This is a genomic window from Caryophanon latum, assembly GCF_001700325.1.
GTDB lineage: Bacteria > Bacillota > Bacilli > Bacillales_A > Planococcaceae > Caryophanon > Caryophanon latum.
On the sequence record NZ_MATO01000035.1, the window covers coordinates 49982 to 67221 of the forward strand.

Below are 17240 nucleotides of genomic sequence, written 5' to 3' on the forward strand. Positions count from 1 at the left end.
CTGTTTCTTATAGGACAATTGTATTGGATATGTATAGTTTGTAAACGTATCTTTACAATTCGGAATCGTGTAAATAGACAGAAAAGTAGGAATTATATACATTTGGAGCGCTTTTAACAGAGGTGCTTCTTTTTTTGCGTGTTTTTTTCTTTATGCAGTCTTAACATTTTGTTCATGTACGCTCAATATCGTCTGTTTATAGTGAATATAACAACAGCAACACAACTTATACGGAGAATGTGGAGGAAAGACAAATGAAACAAGTAAAGTATGGAACATTAGCAGCAACATTAACAGCAGCATTATTTTTAGCAGCATGTGGAGATGATACAGAAAACACCGATGCAAACGCAACAAATGATGCAGGTGAAGAAACTGCTGAAACAGAAGCAACATTAGCTGGAGAAGTGTTAGGGGACGGTTCTTCAACAGTTGCACCAATTACAGAAGGTTTAGTAGAAGAATATAGCGCAGCACAACCAGACGTGCGTGTATCAGTTGGTATTTCTGGTACAGGTGGCGGCTTTGAAAAATTCATTAACGGAGAAACAGATTTCTCAAACGCATCTCGTGAAATTAAAGACGAGGAAGTTCAAAAGTTAAACGAAGCGGGCATCGCATACACGGAGCTTGAGCTTGCATATGACGGTCTATCAATCGTTGTAAACCCAGAAAACACATGGGCACAAAACTTAACGCTTGATCAATTAAAGAAAATTTGGATTGAAGACGGCACAGTGAAAAAATGGTCAGATATCGATCCATCTTGGCCGGCTGAAGAAATCGTCTTTTATTCACCAGGCTCAGATTCAGGTACATATGATTACTTCGATGAGGTTGTGTTAGAAGGTGCAGACCTTGTGAAAGCAGCAACACTTTCAGAAGATGATAACGTTCTTGTACAAGGCGTACGCGGCGATAAAAATGCAATCGGCTTCTTTGGCTACGCATACTACTTAGCGAACAAAGAAACGTTAAAAGCAGTATCAATTGACGGCGTGTTACCGAGCGGCGAAACGATTGCATCAGGCGAGTACACACCACTTTCTCGTTCGCTATACGTTTACGTGAATAACGAATCAGTGAAATCAGAAGAAGCAGTATACGATTTCATGAAATATACGCTTGAAAACGCTGGTGAAATGTCAGAGCTTGTTGGCTACGTTCCTTTAAATGATGATGAATACGAAGCGGGCTTACAATTACTAGAAGGCTTACGTTAATGAACAGCTGGTGTGTCGTCAACGGCGGCGCACCAGCTTTCACTTTGACTGAATCAACATTTGATAATTTGAGAGGAGTAGCATTATGCGCACGAATGAACAATCTCCATCGGTACAAGCGATGATCGCCGCATCCCGCAACAAAAAAGGGAAGCGCTTATTAGAAAAAACGATGCCAAAGCTTTTATTGCTCACTGCACTTATTTCCGTATTAACGACGTTTGGGATCGTCTTTACATTAATTTTTGAAACAGTTGAATTTTTTAATCGCATTCCGTTACTTGATTTCATTACCGGAGTGGAGTGGCTACCGTTCGCAGGTGAAGCGCAGTACGGTATTTTACCACTCATCGCCGGTACGATGAAAGTAACAGTCATTGCGGTGCTTGTCGCGGTACCATTAGGGCTTGCTGCTGCGATTTATTTAAGTGAATATGCATCAGATAGCGCTCGCCGCATTATTAAGCCTGTATTAGAAGTATTAGCAGGTATTCCGACAATCGTTTACGGTTTCTTCGCGTTAACGTTCGTCACACCAGTACTTCAAATGATTTCACCAGATATTAAAATTTTCAACGCACTCAGCCCAGGAATTGTAGTCGGCATTATGATTTTACCGATGATTACGTCTTTATCAGAGGATGCGATGTCTTCTGTACCGAAGTCAATTCGCGAAGGTGCACTTGGCTTAGGCTCAACGAAATTTGAAGTGGCGATTAAAGTTGTATTACCAGCCGCACTATCAGGTATCGTTGCATCGATCGTACTTGCGGTATCACGCGCAATCGGAGAGACGATGATCGTTTCACTTGCAGGTGGTTCAACGCCGACGCTTGATGCGAACGTCACAGGCTCGATTCAAACGATGACCGCTTACATCGTACAAGTATCAACAGGGGACGCTGGGTACGGGACGACAATTTATTACTCAATTTACGCGGTCGGATTTACGTTATTTATTTTCACACTTCTAATGAATTTACTAGCGCAATACATTTCGAAGCGCTACCGAGAGGAGTATTAATATGCGCTACATCGAAGAAACAAGCGTCATGCAAAATATGAATAAGCGATTGTTCCGCAATAAATTGTGGAAGGCGCTATTTTTAGGTGCTGTTACGATTGCACTTGCATCACTTGTCATTTTACTATATCGCATCGTTACGCAAGGTGCAGATTACTTAACGTGGGATTTCATGACGAACTTTGCGTCGCGTTTCCCGGAGCAAGCAGGTATTAAAGCAGCACTTGTCGGCTCACTTTGGTTAATGCTTGTCGTAGCACCGGTTTCGATGACACTCGGTATTGGAACGGCGATTTATTTAGAGGAATATGCAAAGAAAAACAAATTAAATGATTTCATTCGCATGAACATTTCAAACTTAGCAGGTGTACCGTCGATCGTCTTCGGTTTACTCGGTTTAACGATTTTCGTTCGTATGCTTGATTTAGGGAAGTCAGTACTTGCAGCAGGTTTAACGATGAGTTTACTCATTTTACCGGTCATCATCGTCGCGTCACAAGAAGCGATTCGTGCCGTACCGAAAGAACAGCGTGAAGCGAGCTTTGGCATGGGCGCAACGAAATGGCAAACGATCGTACGTGTCGTATTACCAGCGGCGATTCCAGGTATTTTAACAGGTAGTATTTTAGCGTTATCTCGTGCGATTGGTGAAACAGCACCGCTTGTTGTTATCGGTATCCCAGTAATCTTGCAGTTTTTACCGGACGGACTTCTTAGCTCATTCACTGTATTACCGATGCAAATTTTTGACTGGGCGAAGCGACCACAAGAAGAGTTTTTATTCGTCGCATCTGCCGGCATTATCGTCTTAATGGTTTTACTCATTATTATGAACTCAATTGCGATTTTCATTCGAAATAAATTCCAACAACGATATTAAAGGAGCGTGACTTTTATGGTACAGTTAGCGGTACAAGAAGTGAAAAAAGGTAAAATTTTAGAGGTTAATGGCACGCCTGCAGCAGCACCGAAAAAAACGGTGTATGATACAATCGGGTTAGACTTATGGTACGGTGAGCACCACGCGTTAAAAAACATTGACTTAGCGATTGCAGAAAATGAAGTAACGGCGATCATCGGTCCATCAGGATGCGGGAAATCAACCTATTTAAAAACGTTAAATCGCATGGTTGAGCTTGTGCCAGTTGTGCGCACATCAGGTGTTATTAACTACCGTGGTCGTAACATTTTAGACCGCAACTATACGGTAGAGGAACTGCGTACGAAAGTGGGGATGGTATTCCAAAAGCCAAACCCATTCCCAAAATCGATTTATGACAACATCGCATACGGCCCGCGCATTCACGGCATTAAAAACAAAAAGATTTTAGATGAAATTGTCGAAAAATCACTTCGCGGTGCAGCAATTTGGGACGAAGTAAAAGATCGTTTACACGAAAATGCATACGGCTTATCAGGTGGTCAGCAGCAACGTATTTGTATTGCACGTTGCTTAGCGATCGAGCCAGACGTCATTTTAATGGACGAGCCGACGTCGGCACTTGACCCAATTTCAACATTAAAAGTGGAGGAGCTTGTGCAAGAGTTAAAAGATAACTACTCAATCGTTATCGTGACGCATAACATGCAACAAGCGGCGCGTATTTCGGATAAAACAGCGTTCTTCTTAAACGGAGAAGTTATTGAGTTTGATAATACGGACCACATTTTCTCAACGCCAAGCGATAAGCGTACAGAAGATTACATTTCAGGACGATTCGGATAAGGAGCATAACTATGAACGTAAGAGAACGATTTGAATTAGCATTAATGGGCATTCAGCACCAATTAACAGAGCTGAGCGATTTAAGTATTGAGGCGTTAGAGCAAGCTTTCACAGCGCTGGAAAACCGCGATTTAGAATTAGCATTAAACGTCATCGAGGACGATATGCACATTAACCGCTTAGAGGAAATGATTAACGACCAAGCGATTTTACTTATTACACGCCAGCAGCCAGTCGCAAAAGATTTACGTCAGCTCATGGTCATCGTAAAAGCAGCATCGGATATGGAGCGCGTCGCTGATTACGCGGTAGATATCGCAAAGGAAACAATTCGCATCGGTGAAAACGCACCGACTGTTGATTTAACGCATTTACGTGACATGCATCAAAAGACGGTAACGATGCTGCGCTCATCTGTTGAAGCGTTTGTAGAGCGCGATATGATCAAAGCAAAAGACGTTGCACAACTAGACGATGAAGTCGATGAATTATACGGCGTAACAGTACGCGAGTTGTTAGAGCTAAGTGTAGCCGACTCATCTTGCATTAAAGTCGTATCACATTTATCGTTTGTGAGCCGCTTCCTAGAGCGCTGCGCCGACCACTCAACGAACATTTGTGAGCATTTGTTCTACTTAGTAAAAGGCGAGCATTACGAGTTAAACAACTAAAAAAAGGTGTGCGAAACTTTCGCACACCTTTTTTGCGTTACATCGCGATTGCTGGGCCGAAAAACTCGACGTGAATGCGTGATGCATCGACATGTAGTTGTGTTAACGCATTGTGTACCGCTTCCATAAACGGTGTCGGACCGCATACGTATACGTGCGTGTCAGCCGTTAGTAGCGCTTCAATCTGCTCCTTTGTAATATAGCCTTCTGTATCGGAGTAAATCGTTTTGTACATGCCGCCGAGCGCTTCTACTTTTGCGGCAATTTGTTCGCTAAATGCTGCGACTTGTGCATTGCGCGCGCATTGAATGAACGCTACGTCTCCTGTCGTTACTTGCTGCAGCATGGCGTGAAGCGGTGTCACTCCGATGCCGCCACTAATAAATAGTGTAGACGGTGCTGCTTCATAAACGAAATCACCTGCTGGTACGCTAATGTCTACGGTTGTTCCAATAGGTGCATCGTGTAAATAATTCGATACGACGCCGTCACCTTCTTCACGCTTAACTGTAATTTCATAAGCGTTTGCTGTCGCGTGCGTGATCGTATATTGGCGATTGCATAAAAATGGTTCACCTGGAATTGCTGTGCGCAGTGACACGTATTGCCCTGCACGGACAGCAGGAAGCGTTTGACCGTCTACTGGTGTTAACGTAAACGTCGTGGCTACATCGCTTTGTGCCACTTTCGCAGCGATTTCAAATGGCTTAAAGAAGCGCCAGCCGTTGTTTGCCTCTGCTTGTTGATATAAATCTTCCTCGACCGAAATGAAAATGTCGGCAATGACGCCGTATGCTTGTGCCCAGGCGTTTAAAATATCGTCTGTTGCGGCTTCATGAAGCACTTCTTTAATGGCGCCGAGTAAAAATTCACCAACGATTGGGTAATGTTCCGGCAGTACACCTAAGCTGCGGTGCTTATGTGCAATTTTTAAAACAGCTGGTAGTAGCGCTTCTAAGTTTTCGATATGCACTGCTGCCGCGTACACCGTGTTTGCGAGCGCGGTTTGCTGGCGTCCTTTTTGCTGATTTGTACGGTTGAAAATATGAAATAACGCAGGGTGCGCGTTAAATAAATTGCTGTAAAATGTTTTCGTAATCGTAACGCCGTGCTGCTCGAGTACCGGAATCGTTGCTTTGATCGTATCAATTGTTTGTTGTTGTAACATGTTTGAACACGTCCTTTCGACATGACTATACGCCGCTAACACATTAAAAACAATATATTAAATACATCTTTAACAAAGCTGTCACAAAACATATATAAAATATGAATGTTTTAATGCACCTCTTGACACAGAAATGAACGATTCATTCATTGCGCAGTGCAACACCGTTTGTTACTCTTGTATATAGAAAGAAGAATGGAGAGAAAGTAGATGAAAATACTTATACAGACGATTCTGGTCACCTTATTGTTAATTACAATGACTCCAAACGTAAATGCGGCGGAATTTCGTGATGTGTTACGAGACCGCTCACTTTATGAAGAAATTCATTTTTTAGTTGATGAAGGGGTTATTAAAGGCTATGAGGATGGCACGTTTCGACCAAGCCAGCTCGTGAGCAAAAAGCATATTGCGTCAATGCTCGTGAAGGCATTAAACTTACCGATGACAAATTTGCAAAATCCAGGCTACAAAGATGTACCTGTGACACATGCTTATTATAAAGAAATCGCAGCAGGTTATACAGCAGGCATTTTTTCGAAGGCACAATATTTTAATCCAGACTCGAACATTTCGCGCGCTTTTATGGCAAAAATTTTAGCGCACGCCTATCAATTAGAAGTTATTATGGGCTCAGAAGATACGGGGTTCTCAGATGTATCGACGGAGAGTCCATTTTTTACGCCCATTTCTAAAGTTGCCTCAAATCAAATTGCAGGTGGCTATAGCGACGGTACATTTTTACCGAATGCGCTCATTTCACGCGCTCACTTTGCTGCGTTTTTAGCTCGGGCGATGTCGCGTACGAATGCACCGATGACGAAAAACAAGCTGTACACGTATTATTATGAGCAAGATAATGAAGTAAGACGCTTTGAATTTGTGAAAACGTACGACGGGGCTGATTATTGGGACGTGTACGACGATGCGACAGGCAACTATTTACATACTGACATTTATCGTCAAAATGGCACGTTTTACGGAGAAACGATGGCTGGCTATGGCGGTTACTTTTTAGCAATTCCAACGCCGTTTCGTATCGGGGATGTGCAGGCAAAGTACCCAGCAGATGCGGACGTAACGATTTTAAATACGCGTGGCTTTTTAACGGTGCGAGGAACGAGCTACACGAACGTACTCGTGTTAAAGGAAGTACGCGCATCGAAGCAGACGATCATTTCGTATTATGCAACGGACGTCGGCTTGCTATTATCGACGACAGAAGACGGTCGCGAGCTTATCGTTTTGGCAAAAAGGCAAAAGAAATAATGAGGAATAGAAGCTATGTTAACAGCAGTTAGCATAGCTTTTTTGTGACCATTAGTAGCGGAAACATGTCGATTAACCGTCATAGATGAAGCGAGTGCATCATGATTTTCGCTACATCTATTCAATTTGACGAACGTGTCGAAAAAAAGGCTTTTCTCTATGTTCATTTTAGAAACGGTTTGATACGATGTAATTGAGAATAATTATCGATGAAGGAGAGAAAAGCGATGTCAAAGATGAAGGTATTTATCATGAGCTTAGCAGTTGCAGCACTTGCCGCATGTGGCGCAGAGGAAGAAGCAAAAACAGAGACAGTAAACGCGACGACGGAGGAAGCATCGGCGTATACGATTGTTGACGCACTTGGCGAGTCGCATACGTTTGCCGAGCCACCAGAAACGGTTGCGACATTAAACCCAGGGGAGCTTGACGTATTAGTGAAGCTGGAGGCAAATGTCGTGGGACGCCCTGAAACGTCAACGGAGCCACCAGCGGAAGTAAAAGGTGTGCAAACGATCGGTAACCCGCATAACCCGAGTTTTGAGCAAATTGCAGCAATCGGAGCAGACGTATTGATCGCACCACCGTCGTTTATGAAGTTTGAGGAAACAGTCGAAGCACAAGGTACAACGGTTGTGTATTCAAATCCAGAAACGTTAGAGGACATCGTTGGATCGATTGATATGATCGGCACGATGCTACATAAAGAAGAGCAAGCGACAACTTTAGCGGAGCAAATTGAAGCGGACATTGCGGCGTTAAATGGAGATTCACAAGTACGTGCGTTAATGGTATACGGGGCAGGAAATACGTTTTTAGCGGCACTTCCGCAGTCGTTACCGGGAGCGATTTTACATGCAGCAGGTGGTGTGAATATCGCAGCGGAATTTGAGGCAACAGAAAACTATCCGTCGTATGCATCACTTAGTCCAGAGCTGATTGTTGCGCAAAACCCACAGGCGATTTTCCTATTGACGCACTCGGAGCCAAAAGCAGTGCAAGCCGCATTCGAACAGCAAATGAATACGAATGCGACGTGGAAAAATTTAGACGCAGTAAAAAATGGGCAGTTTTACGTATTACCAGCGGACTTATTCGGCAACAACCCAGGTACGCGCATCGTTGAATCGGTGGAGTATATGATTAACGCGTTAAATGAAGTGAAATAATGAAGCAGGTCTGTTGATTAGCCACTTTTATACAGCTGAATTGGTTGTTTTCAATAGTAAAACTGAAATGAATGCAGCGTGATAGTGGCAGAGAGCGTGCGGCGAGACTCCTTGGGGAACAGCTCGTGACTCAAGACCCCGTAAAGCGCGACGCAGGAGCGGTGCGGAGGCTTGAGCGGTGCGGAGGCTTGAGCCGAGCCCCAGGAAAGCGAGCCGCAATACGCGCACTGCCAATTTTAAGGCTAATCAACACGCTTGATAATGAAAGAAACGTGTGGCACTTGACGTGTTGCGCGTTTTTTTATTATAGTTGAGCAAATTTATATGTCTCTTTGATACTTTGTAGTAATATAAATGTAACAATTGTCATTTTTCGAAATGGAAAGAGGATGGAATTATGCTACAAACGATTTTACAGCAGCTACAACAGCCGCACAGTGCGCTTCGTTGTCCGCCAGAAAGCTTAGCGCGTTTTGCTGAAGCAGTGGAGCTATCAACGAAGGCGCAGCGCTTCATTTATACACATCGCCATGAGGAAGGTTTTTTATTTTTGTTTCGAGACATTTTTATTGCGCTATATGATGACACGAGCTATTACGTGCATGACGTACAAACGCCGTATCACCGCTTATTGGCCAAGCTGCTAGAGACGAATACGTACATGATGTTTCGACGCATGACCGTGCAGCAATCGCTATCGTCGCTCGTCGGTGCGTATCATATAACGGAATATTGCTATCATATGATGTATGACGAGTTTATCGATATGCCGACGCTAGAGCGCGCAGCAGAGGAGGCGTACGATGAAATGCGCCGTATTACGCTATATGTCGAGCAAATTTTAGTGAAGGCGCTCCATCATTATACGTTTCACGAGCAAATTGTCATCGCAGAAATGATTGCTGATACAGCTGAAGTAAAGGAAATTGCTGAGTATAGCCGCATTTTTAAGCAAATTGTTGATGAGGTCGATTTGCTTGCAAACGATACGTATGGCGCGGAGCTAGAGCTAATGCAGCACCAATTTTTCGTCGAAGGTTCACCGGAGACGGTCACGGAATATTTAAAAAAAAAGCGCGCAGCAGAGGCGTTGCTACATTCAAATTATCACGAGCATAACAACGTGCTGTACGTGCCATTTCACGAGCTATATGAAATGGAAGGACCGTACATTATTTGTGTTGAACAAACGAGTGCGACGAAGCAGTTTAACATTCAAACGAAAGCACTCGTGTTGCTGATTGCCAAACTTGCCGAGCAGCACGGGCGCGATTTATGCATCATTCCTTTTGCGGACGATGTGACGGGGCATTATTATTTTGAGCGCGGTGACGTATCGGTTGAGCAGCTTATTCATTTCATGCATCACTTCGAGGACGGACAAGCGCAGCTACTGCCAGCATTAAGTTTTGCATTAACAATTATTCGTCAAAATGACAAACGAAAATCAGGGAACATTATTTTTATTACAGAGGGCAAGCCGTTAGATGAGCATAGACTGCTAGAGCCGACGTATCAGCAAGCAGTAACGTCTTTTTTGCGGGAGCATAAAGTAGATGTGACAGCACTCATTTTAAATGAGCAGCTATTTAATGCGTCGGACTATTGGTTTTTACATCATGTTTATTTTGCGGAAGAGCTGCTTCGGTAACGTAAAAAAGGTGTAGTTCAAGTCGTGAAAACTTGGGCTACACCTTTTCGTTATTTACGGCTGTGTTAACGATGTTTCGTCTAGAAGTTCGTCTTCTGCTTCGACCTCATTCGTTTCATTTTCCTCATCAGTCGGCAGCTCTTCATCAAGATTCGTTTCTGACTCTGACTCAGATTCTGTCTCTTCGTCGTTTTGTGGAAGCGGTGTAGGAGTTGTTAATGCTTCTGCAAGTTCTTCCTCGGTCATATCGCTTGAAACGGTAAACTCACCAATTTGAATGCGTCGGCTATATTCACCGTTTGCTAAAAACAGCTCAAATTGTAGCGCGTTGTCGATAATCCCTTCATCTTGAAGCTTGCGGCTAATGTCGTATGCCGTGTTGCCGCGGAAAACAGAAATTGTCGTTTCAATGACTTCTTCGCCTTTTTCTTCTTCATCGCTAGCTTCTTTTTTTGCTGACTTCGCTTCTTCAAGTTGCTGCTGTGTTGTAGTAAGCTGCTGTTGTAATTCTTCAATCTCTTTCTTTGCCGCTGCGTCTGCGTCAACACCAGGCAGTGGAATGTTCAAGCTATTCATACTATAAATGAGCGCGCCGACAAGAAAAATTGCAATGCCGAAGCCACGAACGCTTTGCTTACTCATGATGAAAGCCCTCCATTTTGTGCAATGACTGAAATGACTTCAGCTTCTGATAAATTGGAACGCGCGCTAATGTCTGCGACTGACATGCCTTGCTTTTGTAATGCGAGCACTTGGTTAACGATAATCGGGTTGACCGATTTGTTAGCAGCTTGTTGTTGAATTTGCTGTGCGGCCGCTAATGTCGCTTGTGTTAATGGATCCTTTTTTTTCGTTTTCGGCATCGGTGCACCGATCATAATTTCTTCTTCTAATGCTTTTACTCGCTTCGCTAAGCGGTTTGATTCATCATAAAGATTCATTGATAATTCTTCAACGTCTTGTGCAAGCTGTTTGGATGCGTCCTTAAAGAAGAAAGAGACGATTATCACAACGAGCCCGACAATCATTAATAGAAGTCCAAAATCCATCGTATCACCTCATATGTATGTCCAGCGCCATATACGCTTCATTCTTTCATCATTGTATCATACGAAAAGTTAAAAGTTTATACGAAATGGGTATAGATTTTTTTTTTTAGTTGTATTATAATGGGTAAGTCGTATAAATCATGCTCAAAAAAATTTATAAAACGATTCTTGATTTAGAGTGGGAGGGTTAATGATGCGCGTAAACATTACTTTAGCTTGCACAGAATGCGGCGAACGTAACTACATTTCTAAAAAGAACAAGCGTAACAATCCAGAGCGTCTTGAACTTAAAAAATATTGCTCTCGCGATAAGAAGAGCACTCTTCACCGCGAAACGAAGTAATTGCACATTAGCCAAAGCCACTTGTGGTTTTGGCTTTTTTCAATTAGAGGGGGATTTTACATGAAGCAGCAGCTACGTCAGCAAACACTCGATCAGCTAAAAATGATGAGCGAGGAACAATACGCAGCACGTTCAGCCACACTCGTCCAGCAGCTACTTGCACACGACTGCATGAAGCAAGCGAATGTCATTGCGGTCACGATGTCGGCATTTCCAGAGGTCGATACGAAGCCGCTCATTGAAGCGCTTTGGCAGCAAGGAAAGCGTGTCGCCATTCCGAAATGCACGCCAAAAACGCGCGACATGCATTTTTATGAAATCGAATCGTTTGATGGACTTGCGCAAACGTACGGGCATTTATATGAACCGAATGAACAACTACATACATATGTAACACCGGAGGCAATCGACGTGATTGTTGTGCCTGGTGTCGTTTATAATAAAGAAGGATATCGCATCGGCTTCGGTGGCGGCTATTACGATCGCTACTTACCGAAGACGAGTGCATATAAAATTGCGATGGCTTTTCGTGAGCAGCTTCAGCCGAGCATTCCGCTAGAGCCACATGATTGTGCTGTCGATACGCTACTTGTAGAACAATAAAGGAGATTGGCATGCAAAATTTACATGATATTATGCAATTGTTAAAGCAGTACGGTACGTTCATTTACACGACGGACTTTTTAGGCGATTTGCATTTAATGGAAGACGAAGTGAAAGAGCTATATAAAATGGGAGCGATCGAGCTGCAACATTTCCAAATGGCGATGCTTATTTTACGTCAAGAAGCAACGAAGTATGAGCAGAAGCAGCATAGGTCTGTTGATTAGCCACTTTTATACAGCTGAATCGGTTATTTTTAATAGCAAAGCTGAGATAAAAGCTACATTTTAGTGGCATGGAGCGTGCGGCGAGACTTCTAAGGGAACAGCTCGTGCCTCAAGACCCCGTAAAGCGCGACGTAGGAGCGCTGCGGAGGCTTGAGCCGAGCCCCAGAAAAGCGAAGCCGCAATTACGCGCCTGCCAATTGACTGGCTAATCAACACGCTTGGAAGCAGCAATAAGTAAATTGTATACATGAAAAAAGTATTAGCGGAAACGATTTTCCTTCTAATACTTTTTTATATTGTCATAGCGCTTCATAAAATAAACGCATATGTTTACTTTTTTACACGATTTATGAAACTTTTGTAGCAATTTTACGTCTATATAATAACGACATAAATGGATCTATCGTTTAATTTTTCGTAATAGGGTATACATAAAGTAAACATTTTTATTATTTTCGCATATCGTTCTTTACAATACATCGATTTGTGATGATATAATGACGTTAGTTAACAAAATTAGGTAAACAATATGACGTGTACACTGATGAAATATTGACAGCAAGTTGGATATGACAAAGGGGCACACATAACAAACTAGAAGAAGCAGCGAGGGGATGTTCGAGCGATGGAGCAAAAAAAATGGCCGCTACATTCTATATTGGCGATTGCAATAATCGCAACGTGGTTAAAAACGGCAATTACGTATGAAGTTAGCTTTGATTTAAATATTGAAAACATTATGCAACAGCTTATTTTATGGATTAATCCGTTAAGCTTTTTACTTATTATTTATGGCGTATCGTTATTTTTAAAAACGACAAAAGCGCGTAACCGTTATATTGTGACGACGAGTATTATATTAAGTGTCGTGCTGTACGGAAATGTCGCCTTTTATCGCTTTTACAATGATTTCGTGACGTTGCCAGTGCTATTTCAAACGAGCAACTTCGGTGATTTAGGTACGTCCGCAGCAGAAATTGTAACGATTTGGGATTTACTATATTTCGTAGACGTTGTGATAATCGTATGTGCAGTGAAATGGCTACGTGTAGAGCAGCAAGATGGCATCGTGCTACCACAAGTACGCCGTCTATATTTCACGTTTGCGACGGCAATGCTCGTGCTGAATTTAGGGCTAGCTGAAACGGAGCGACCACAGCTATTGACGCGCAGTTTTGATCGTGAGCTGCTCGTGAAAAATATCGGCACGTACAACTACCATTTATACGATCTTTATATCCAGTCAAAATCATCAGCACAGCGAGCATTAGCAGATGGTAGTGAGCTTGTAGAAGTAAGCAATTACGTCAATGCGAGTAAAATTGAGCGCAGTGAGTTGTTTGGGGAATTTGAAGGGCGCAATGTCATTTTCATTTCACTTGAGTCGCTGCAAAGCTTCGTCATTGATGAGCAAATGGATGGACATGAAATTACGCCGTTTTTAAATTCGTTAGTAGGTCGTGATGATACGTTTTATTTCAATAACTTTTACCATCAAACAGGCTTAGGGAAAACATCGGATTCAGAATTTATTACCGAAAACTCGCTATTTGGTTTAGGACGCGGTGCTGTATTCTTTACGCACGGTGGCAATACGTACAATTCAATGAGTGAGAAACTGCGTAATAATGGCTATTTCACGAGCGTCATGCATGCAAATAGCAAGTCATTTTGGAACCGCGATATGATTTATCAATCGTTCAATATTGAGAAGTTTTACGATGTGGAGTCGTATAACGTAACCGACGACAATGCGGTTAATTGGGGCTTAAAGGATAAACCGTTCTTTGAGCAGTCCGTGGAGCTTATGAAGCAAATGCCTCAGCCGTTTGCGACGCGCATGATTACGCTGACGAATCATTTCCCGTTTACGTTAGATGTGACGGATCAGTCGATTCCAGAATATACGTCGAACTCGGCAACGCTTAACCGTTATTTTCAGACGGTGCGTTATATGGATGAATCACTTGAGCTATTTTTTGAACAGCTAAAGGAAACGGACATTTATGACAATTCGATTATCGTAATGTATGGTGACCATTATGGCATTTCAGAAAATCACAATAAGGCGATGGCACAATTTTTAAATAAAGAAGAAATTACAGCATATGATAGCGCATTGCTACAATCAGTACCGCTATTTATTCACATTCCAGGCTATACAGAAGGCGGCGTCATGGAGCAAGTAGCAGGGCAAGTCGATACGCGTCCAACTGTATTGCATTTACTCGGTATTGATACAGAGTACGATATGCAAATGGGATCGGATTTACTCTCAGCAGAGCATGAGGATTTCGTCATTTTCCGTGACGGTCGCTTTATTACAGACGAGCTTGTGTATGCAGGCGAAGTTTGTTATGACCGAAGCAGCGGAGAGCAGACCGATAGCGCGCTATGTGAGCCATATATTGAGCGTGCGAACATGGAGCTGGAGTATTCAGATAAGCTCATTAACGGCGATTTATTGCGCTTTTACGATGATCAAACGGGTCAGTTAATTATTGACCATGAAGCAGCCCAATAAATAAACGAGTGCCATCAGGACATGTCCTGATGGCACTTTTTTACTTTTTGACGACGCTTCATACAAACCGTTGTTGCTTTGAAACGCTTTTTTGTTAATGCAGTGTCGGTGGGAAGCCTTGATGCCATATTGTCATGACGACGAACCAGCCGAAAATGGCAGCAGCGCCAGCATTAAAAACGAGTGCTAATACATTTTTTTCACGAATTGATTGTACGATTCCAAGCAAGCCGCAAATCGCAATCAAGCCAAAAATAATCATTAATAAATTCATTTGACGAAACACTCCTTTCACATCAGGTAGTTGCTTTCTATTATTGTATAAGGTTGCGTTCGTTTTGTCGATGTTTTGTATGTAATTATCTTGAATAATCGTTTATTTTCTGTTTTGTGTTGTTTTATCACTTTCGTTTAGAGCAATTCGTAGCAGCGGGCATTAACGTGTACGGTTGCTTATGATATGATGAAAGCGAGGTGAACATATGTTAAATATTCGAGGGTATAGCTTAGGCCCAGTACAAACAAATTGCTACATCGTTTCTAACAAAGATAAGGAATGCTTAATTTTTGATCCAGGTGAGGAAGCGGCTTTTTTAATGAAGGAGCTGCGCAAGCAAAACGTTAAGCCGCTTGCAATTTTACTGACGCACGCGCACTTTGATCATATCGGTGCAGTCGATGCGCTACGTGAGGAATACGACGTGCCGTTATACATTCATAAAGAGGAAAAAAGCTGGCTAGTCGATCCGCTAAAAAACGGCTCAGGCAAATATGCGGAGCTGCCGAATTATTCGATGCAGCCGGCAAAGGACGAGCATCTCATTACAAAAGAGGGCGACATGACGATTGGCTCGTTTACGTTTAACGTTGCGCATACGCCGGGACATTCACCAGGCAGCGTGTCATACATTTTTAAAGAGGACGGCTTTGCGATTGTCGGGGATACGTTATTCCGTGGCAGCGTCGGACGTACCGATTTAATTGGCGGCTCGATGAAAGTGTTAACGCAATCGATTCAAGAGAAGCTGTTAACGTTACCTGAGGAGACGATTCTTTACCCAGGGCATGGCGAATATACGACGCCGGAGCAAGAAATGAATAGCAACCCGTTTTTAAACGGCTTTTAACAAAAAAGCACCATCCGACATATGTCGAATGGCGCTTTTTTAATGCATGCCTGGCGTGTGCATAAATGTCGTGTAGTACGTAAAGCCAGCGAAAAATACCGTTAAGTACGCAGCGAACACATACATATACATACGCTCAGATAAATTCATAAAGCCTAGTAAAACAAACAGTCCGGTATTCGTTAAAAAGATCAAGGCAACGGTGTGCATGTCACCAATATAAAATAAAACAGTAAAAATAGCAGTCCAGAAACCCATCATTTTGAACATGTTATCCATTATTTTTACCTCCTTTTTACTCGAAATCACCTATATTTTCTATTGTAGGTGATTTTAGTGAAGGTGTAAACTGTTTATGTTAATCGCGAATATTAATTTCGTATAAGCAATTTTCGCAATTGTGATGCATGCTGCTCACTTGCGTAAATTCATCAACGTCAAACAATGCTTCAAGTTGCCCTTGTAAGTACGCCTCATGAAGCGGACAAATGAGCGCGCCTTCCTCCGATAACAGCGAGCGGAACGGACAGTTGTAGTAAGAGAAAAATAATTTGCGTCCTGTCTCTGTTTCCTCCACGTTAACTGCATAGCCGATCAATGAGGCGCTATCACTTAACGTTTCGACGCGCTGTTCAAATGTCATCGAGCGCGTTGGTATAGCCATCATTTTTTCCATGCTCTCCTTGCCGTTTTCATAAGCGATTTCTTTACAAGCTTCGACCGCATCAGGTCCGAGCTTTTTCAGTAAGGCGAATAGCCACGTTACGAGATGTTGGAAATCTTGGCGCGGAAAGTTAAGCGATACACCTGTTTCGAGCGCGGAATAAATGCGCCCCGGTCGACCGCCTTTACCCGTCTTCTCAAATTCAGCTTTAATGACCGCAATTTCCGTTAGCTTCGTTAAATGTAGGCGCGCTACATTCGGATGAATATGAAATGTTTCGGCAATATGCTGCACCGTTACGGGTTTTTTGACTTTTAATATATATTCATAAATCGAGTAACGTGTTTCATCAGCTAATGTGCTTGTAATTTTTAATGGATGAATATTCATAAATTGCTCCTTTACATTCAAGCGATGTGCAAAATAAATGCCTTTAACTTGTTCAATTATAGACTATTTTGTGATAACGTTCACGTGATTTTATTATTTTTGCATAGAAACACTGGATAATACATAGTGTGAAAATTTAAATTTCGGCACAAACGGTTACGAATTGCGCATCGTTTCTTATACTAAATGTAAAAAGGGGGAGGCGCTATGCATTTAACACAATCGAGCATTCAACAAATATTTGATGAGTTGCTGCAACAAGCGTGTGTAAGACTTATTGATAGGCTACACGATTTAGATGAAAATTATTTAGAAAAATATTTAAATGTTTATAAGAACTTATAGAAATACGACAGAAATCAAAATGGAAAGGGGCTGTCCCATAGCCATCAAGTTAAGAAAATATGTTTGA

20 protein-coding genes are annotated in these 17240 nt (G+C 42.5%); 14 read left to right on the forward strand and 6 right to left on the reverse strand.

Annotation, left to right across the window (positions count from 1 at the left end; all coding sequences use genetic code 11):
- Positions 1-254: 254 nt before the first annotated feature.
- The 5 genes from A6K76_RS09675 (at position 255) to phoU (ending at position 4644) form a co-directional block, all read left to right on the forward strand.
- Positions 255-1223 (forward strand): PstS family phosphate ABC transporter substrate-binding protein, encoded by a 969-nt coding sequence (locus tag A6K76_RS09675; protein WP_066464531.1) that lies wholly within the window; start codon positions 255-257, stop codon positions 1221-1223.
- An 85-nt stretch (positions 1224-1308) separates the two neighbouring features.
- Positions 1309-2247, forward strand: coding sequence for a phosphate ABC transporter permease subunit PstC (gene pstC, locus A6K76_RS09680; protein ID WP_066464534.1), 939 nt, complete (start codon positions 1309-1311; stop codon positions 2245-2247).
- A gap of 1 nt (position 2248) precedes the next feature.
- The gene (gene pstA / locus A6K76_RS09685; protein ID WP_066464537.1) at positions 2249-3127 is read left to right on the forward strand and encodes a phosphate ABC transporter permease PstA; all 879 of its coding nucleotides are present in this window, start codon (positions 2249-2251) and stop codon (positions 3125-3127) included.
- A 15-nt stretch (positions 3128-3142) separates the two neighbouring features.
- Positions 3143-3973: a phosphate ABC transporter ATP-binding protein PstB gene (pstB, locus tag A6K76_RS09690; protein ID WP_066464542.1), complete on the forward strand. Its 831-nt coding sequence runs from the start codon at positions 3143-3145 to the stop codon at positions 3971-3973.
- Positions 3974-3984: 11 nt separating this feature from the next.
- Entirely contained in the window at positions 3985-4644 is a 660-nt protein-coding gene (gene phoU, locus A6K76_RS09695) for a phosphate signaling complex protein PhoU (RefSeq protein WP_066464546.1), read from the forward strand.
- A gap of 37 nt (positions 4645-4681) precedes the next feature.
- On the opposite strand, the gene A6K76_RS09700 is transcribed toward phoU, so the two are convergent.
- Complete coding sequence (locus tag A6K76_RS09700) at positions 4682-5812, reverse strand: globin domain-containing protein (RefSeq protein WP_066464548.1); 1131 nt, start codon at positions 5810-5812, stop codon at positions 4682-4684.
- 210 nt (positions 5813-6022) lie between these two features.
- Between A6K76_RS09700 and A6K76_RS09705 the strand changes: the two genes are divergently transcribed.
- The 3 genes from A6K76_RS09705 to A6K76_RS09715 all read left to right on the forward strand — a co-directional run bounded on the left by A6K76_RS09705 (position 6023) and on the right by A6K76_RS09715 (position 9901).
- On the forward strand, positions 6023-7081 hold the full coding sequence (locus tag A6K76_RS09705; protein WP_066464553.1) for an S-layer homology domain-containing protein: 1059 nt from the start codon (positions 6023-6025) through the stop codon (positions 7079-7081).
- Between the two features lie 227 nt (positions 7082-7308).
- A complete protein-coding gene (locus A6K76_RS09710) occupies positions 7309-8250 on the forward strand; it encodes an ABC transporter substrate-binding protein (RefSeq protein WP_066464555.1) in 942 nt (313 codons plus the stop codon).
- Positions 8251-8647: 397 nt separating this feature from the next.
- Positions 8648-9901: a vWA domain-containing protein gene (locus tag A6K76_RS09715; protein ID WP_066464558.1), complete on the forward strand. Its 1254-nt coding sequence runs from the start codon at positions 8648-8650 to the stop codon at positions 9899-9901.
- Between the two features lie 54 nt (positions 9902-9955).
- Here the strand turns inward: A6K76_RS09715 and A6K76_RS09720 are convergent, their stop codons facing one another.
- Positions 9956-10543, reverse strand: a complete 588-nt coding sequence (locus A6K76_RS09720) for an endolytic transglycosylase MltG (protein WP_066464559.1) — start codon at positions 10541-10543, stop codon at positions 9956-9958.
- Positions 10540-10950, reverse strand: coding sequence for a hypothetical protein (locus A6K76_RS09725; protein ID WP_066464560.1), 411 nt, complete (start codon positions 10948-10950; stop codon positions 10540-10542). Before A6K76_RS09725 ends, A6K76_RS09720 begins: the two co-directional genes overlap by 4 nt.
- Before the next feature lie 193 nt (positions 10951-11143).
- Here A6K76_RS09725 and rpmG point away from each other — a divergent pair, with 193 nt between their 5' ends.
- The 4 genes from rpmG (at position 11144) to A6K76_RS09740 (ending at position 14647) form a co-directional block, all read left to right on the forward strand.
- Complete coding sequence (gene rpmG, locus A6K76_RS16530; protein WP_083995375.1) at positions 11144-11293, forward strand: 50S ribosomal protein L33; 150 nt, start codon at positions 11144-11146, stop codon at positions 11291-11293.
- A 60-nt stretch (positions 11294-11353) separates the two neighbouring features.
- Positions 11354-11896, forward strand: a complete 543-nt coding sequence (locus A6K76_RS09730; RefSeq protein ID WP_066464561.1) for a 5-formyltetrahydrofolate cyclo-ligase — start codon at positions 11354-11356, stop codon at positions 11894-11896.
- Positions 11897-11907: 11 nt separating this feature from the next.
- Positions 11908-12123: a YqgQ family protein gene (locus A6K76_RS09735; protein WP_066464562.1), complete on the forward strand. Its 216-nt coding sequence runs from the start codon at positions 11908-11910 to the stop codon at positions 12121-12123.
- 625 nt (positions 12124-12748) lie between these two features.
- Positions 12749-14647 (forward strand): LTA synthase family protein, encoded by a 1899-nt coding sequence (locus tag A6K76_RS09740; protein WP_066464564.1) that lies wholly within the window; start codon positions 12749-12751, stop codon positions 14645-14647.
- A gap of 94 nt (positions 14648-14741) precedes the next feature.
- Here the strand turns inward: A6K76_RS09740 and A6K76_RS09745 are convergent, their stop codons facing one another.
- Positions 14742-14921, reverse strand: coding sequence for a DUF2759 domain-containing protein (locus A6K76_RS09745; protein ID WP_066464566.1), 180 nt, complete (start codon positions 14919-14921; stop codon positions 14742-14744).
- 208 nt (positions 14922-15129) lie between these two features.
- Between A6K76_RS09745 and A6K76_RS09750 the strand changes: the two genes are divergently transcribed.
- Positions 15130-15774, forward strand: coding sequence for an MBL fold metallo-hydrolase (locus tag A6K76_RS09750; RefSeq protein ID WP_066464568.1), 645 nt, complete (start codon positions 15130-15132; stop codon positions 15772-15774).
- Positions 15775-15813: 39 nt separating this feature from the next.
- Here A6K76_RS09750 and A6K76_RS09755 read toward each other — a convergent pair whose 3' ends face one another.
- A complete protein-coding gene (locus A6K76_RS09755; protein WP_066464569.1) occupies positions 15814-16053 on the reverse strand; it encodes a DUF2626 family protein in 240 nt (79 codons plus the stop codon).
- A gap of 79 nt (positions 16054-16132) precedes the next feature.
- Positions 16133-16828 (reverse strand): helix-turn-helix transcriptional regulator, encoded by a 696-nt coding sequence (locus tag A6K76_RS09760; protein ID WP_066464570.1) that lies wholly within the window; start codon positions 16826-16828, stop codon positions 16133-16135.
- Positions 16829-17035: 207 nt separating this feature from the next.
- Between A6K76_RS09760 and A6K76_RS16785 the strand changes: the two genes are divergently transcribed.
- The gene (locus A6K76_RS16785) at positions 17036-17173 is read left to right on the forward strand and encodes a hypothetical protein (protein WP_169818006.1); all 138 of its coding nucleotides are present in this window, start codon (positions 17036-17038) and stop codon (positions 17171-17173) included.
- The last annotated feature ends 67 nt before the right edge of the window (positions 17174-17240 follow it).

What these genes read in the sequence shown, in the direction of transcription:
- A6K76_RS09675 (WP_066464531.1), top strand. Translation starts at nt 255, where the DNA reads ATGAAACAAGTAAAGTATGGAACATTAGCAGCAACATTAACAGCAGCA.
- pstC (WP_066464534.1), top strand. Translation starts at nt 1,309, where the DNA reads ATGCGCACGAATGAACAATCTCCATCGGTACAAGCGATGATCGCCGCA.
- pstA (WP_066464537.1), top strand. Translation starts at nt 2,249, where the DNA reads ATGCGCTACATCGAAGAAACAAGCGTCATGCAAAATATGAATAAGCGA.
- pstB (WP_066464542.1), top strand. Translation starts at nt 3,143, where the DNA reads ATGGTACAGTTAGCGGTACAAGAAGTGAAAAAAGGTAAAATTTTAGAG.
- phoU (WP_066464546.1), top strand. Translation starts at nt 3,985, where the DNA reads ATGAACGTAAGAGAACGATTTGAATTAGCATTAATGGGCATTCAGCAC.
- A6K76_RS09700 (WP_066464548.1), bottom strand. Translation starts at nt 5,812, where the DNA reads ATGTTACAACAACAAACAATTGATACGATCAAAGCAACGATTCCGGTA.
- A6K76_RS09705 (WP_066464553.1), top strand. Translation starts at nt 6,023, where the DNA reads ATGAAAATACTTATACAGACGATTCTGGTCACCTTATTGTTAATTACA.
- A6K76_RS09710 (WP_066464555.1), top strand. Translation starts at nt 7,309, where the DNA reads ATGTCAAAGATGAAGGTATTTATCATGAGCTTAGCAGTTGCAGCACTT.
- A6K76_RS09715 (WP_066464558.1), top strand. Translation starts at nt 8,648, where the DNA reads ATGCTACAAACGATTTTACAGCAGCTACAACAGCCGCACAGTGCGCTT.
- A6K76_RS09720 (WP_066464559.1), bottom strand. Translation starts at nt 10,543, where the DNA reads ATGAGTAAGCAAAGCGTTCGTGGCTTCGGCATTGCAATTTTTCTTGTC.
- A6K76_RS09725 (WP_066464560.1), bottom strand. Translation starts at nt 10,950, where the DNA reads ATGGATTTTGGACTTCTATTAATGATTGTCGGGCTCGTTGTGATAATC.
- rpmG (WP_083995375.1), top strand. Translation starts at nt 11,144, where the DNA reads ATGCGCGTAAACATTACTTTAGCTTGCACAGAATGCGGCGAACGTAAC.
- A6K76_RS09730 (WP_066464561.1), top strand. Translation starts at nt 11,354, where the DNA reads ATGAAGCAGCAGCTACGTCAGCAAACACTCGATCAGCTAAAAATGATG.
- A6K76_RS09735 (WP_066464562.1), top strand. Translation starts at nt 11,908, where the DNA reads ATGCAAAATTTACATGATATTATGCAATTGTTAAAGCAGTACGGTACG.
- A6K76_RS09740 (WP_066464564.1), top strand. Translation starts at nt 12,749, where the DNA reads ATGGAGCAAAAAAAATGGCCGCTACATTCTATATTGGCGATTGCAATA.
- A6K76_RS09745 (WP_066464566.1), bottom strand. Translation starts at nt 14,921, where the DNA reads ATGAATTTATTAATGATTATTTTTGGCTTGATTGCGATTTGCGGCTTG.
- A6K76_RS09750 (WP_066464568.1), top strand. Translation starts at nt 15,130, where the DNA reads ATGTTAAATATTCGAGGGTATAGCTTAGGCCCAGTACAAACAAATTGC.
- A6K76_RS09755 (WP_066464569.1), bottom strand. Translation starts at nt 16,053, where the DNA reads ATGGATAACATGTTCAAAATGATGGGTTTCTGGACTGCTATTTTTACT.
- A6K76_RS09760 (WP_066464570.1), bottom strand. Translation starts at nt 16,828, where the DNA reads ATGAATATTCATCCATTAAAAATTACAAGCACATTAGCTGATGAAACA.
- A6K76_RS16785 (WP_169818006.1), top strand. Translation starts at nt 17,036, where the DNA reads ATGCATTTAACACAATCGAGCATTCAACAAATATTTGATGAGTTGCTG.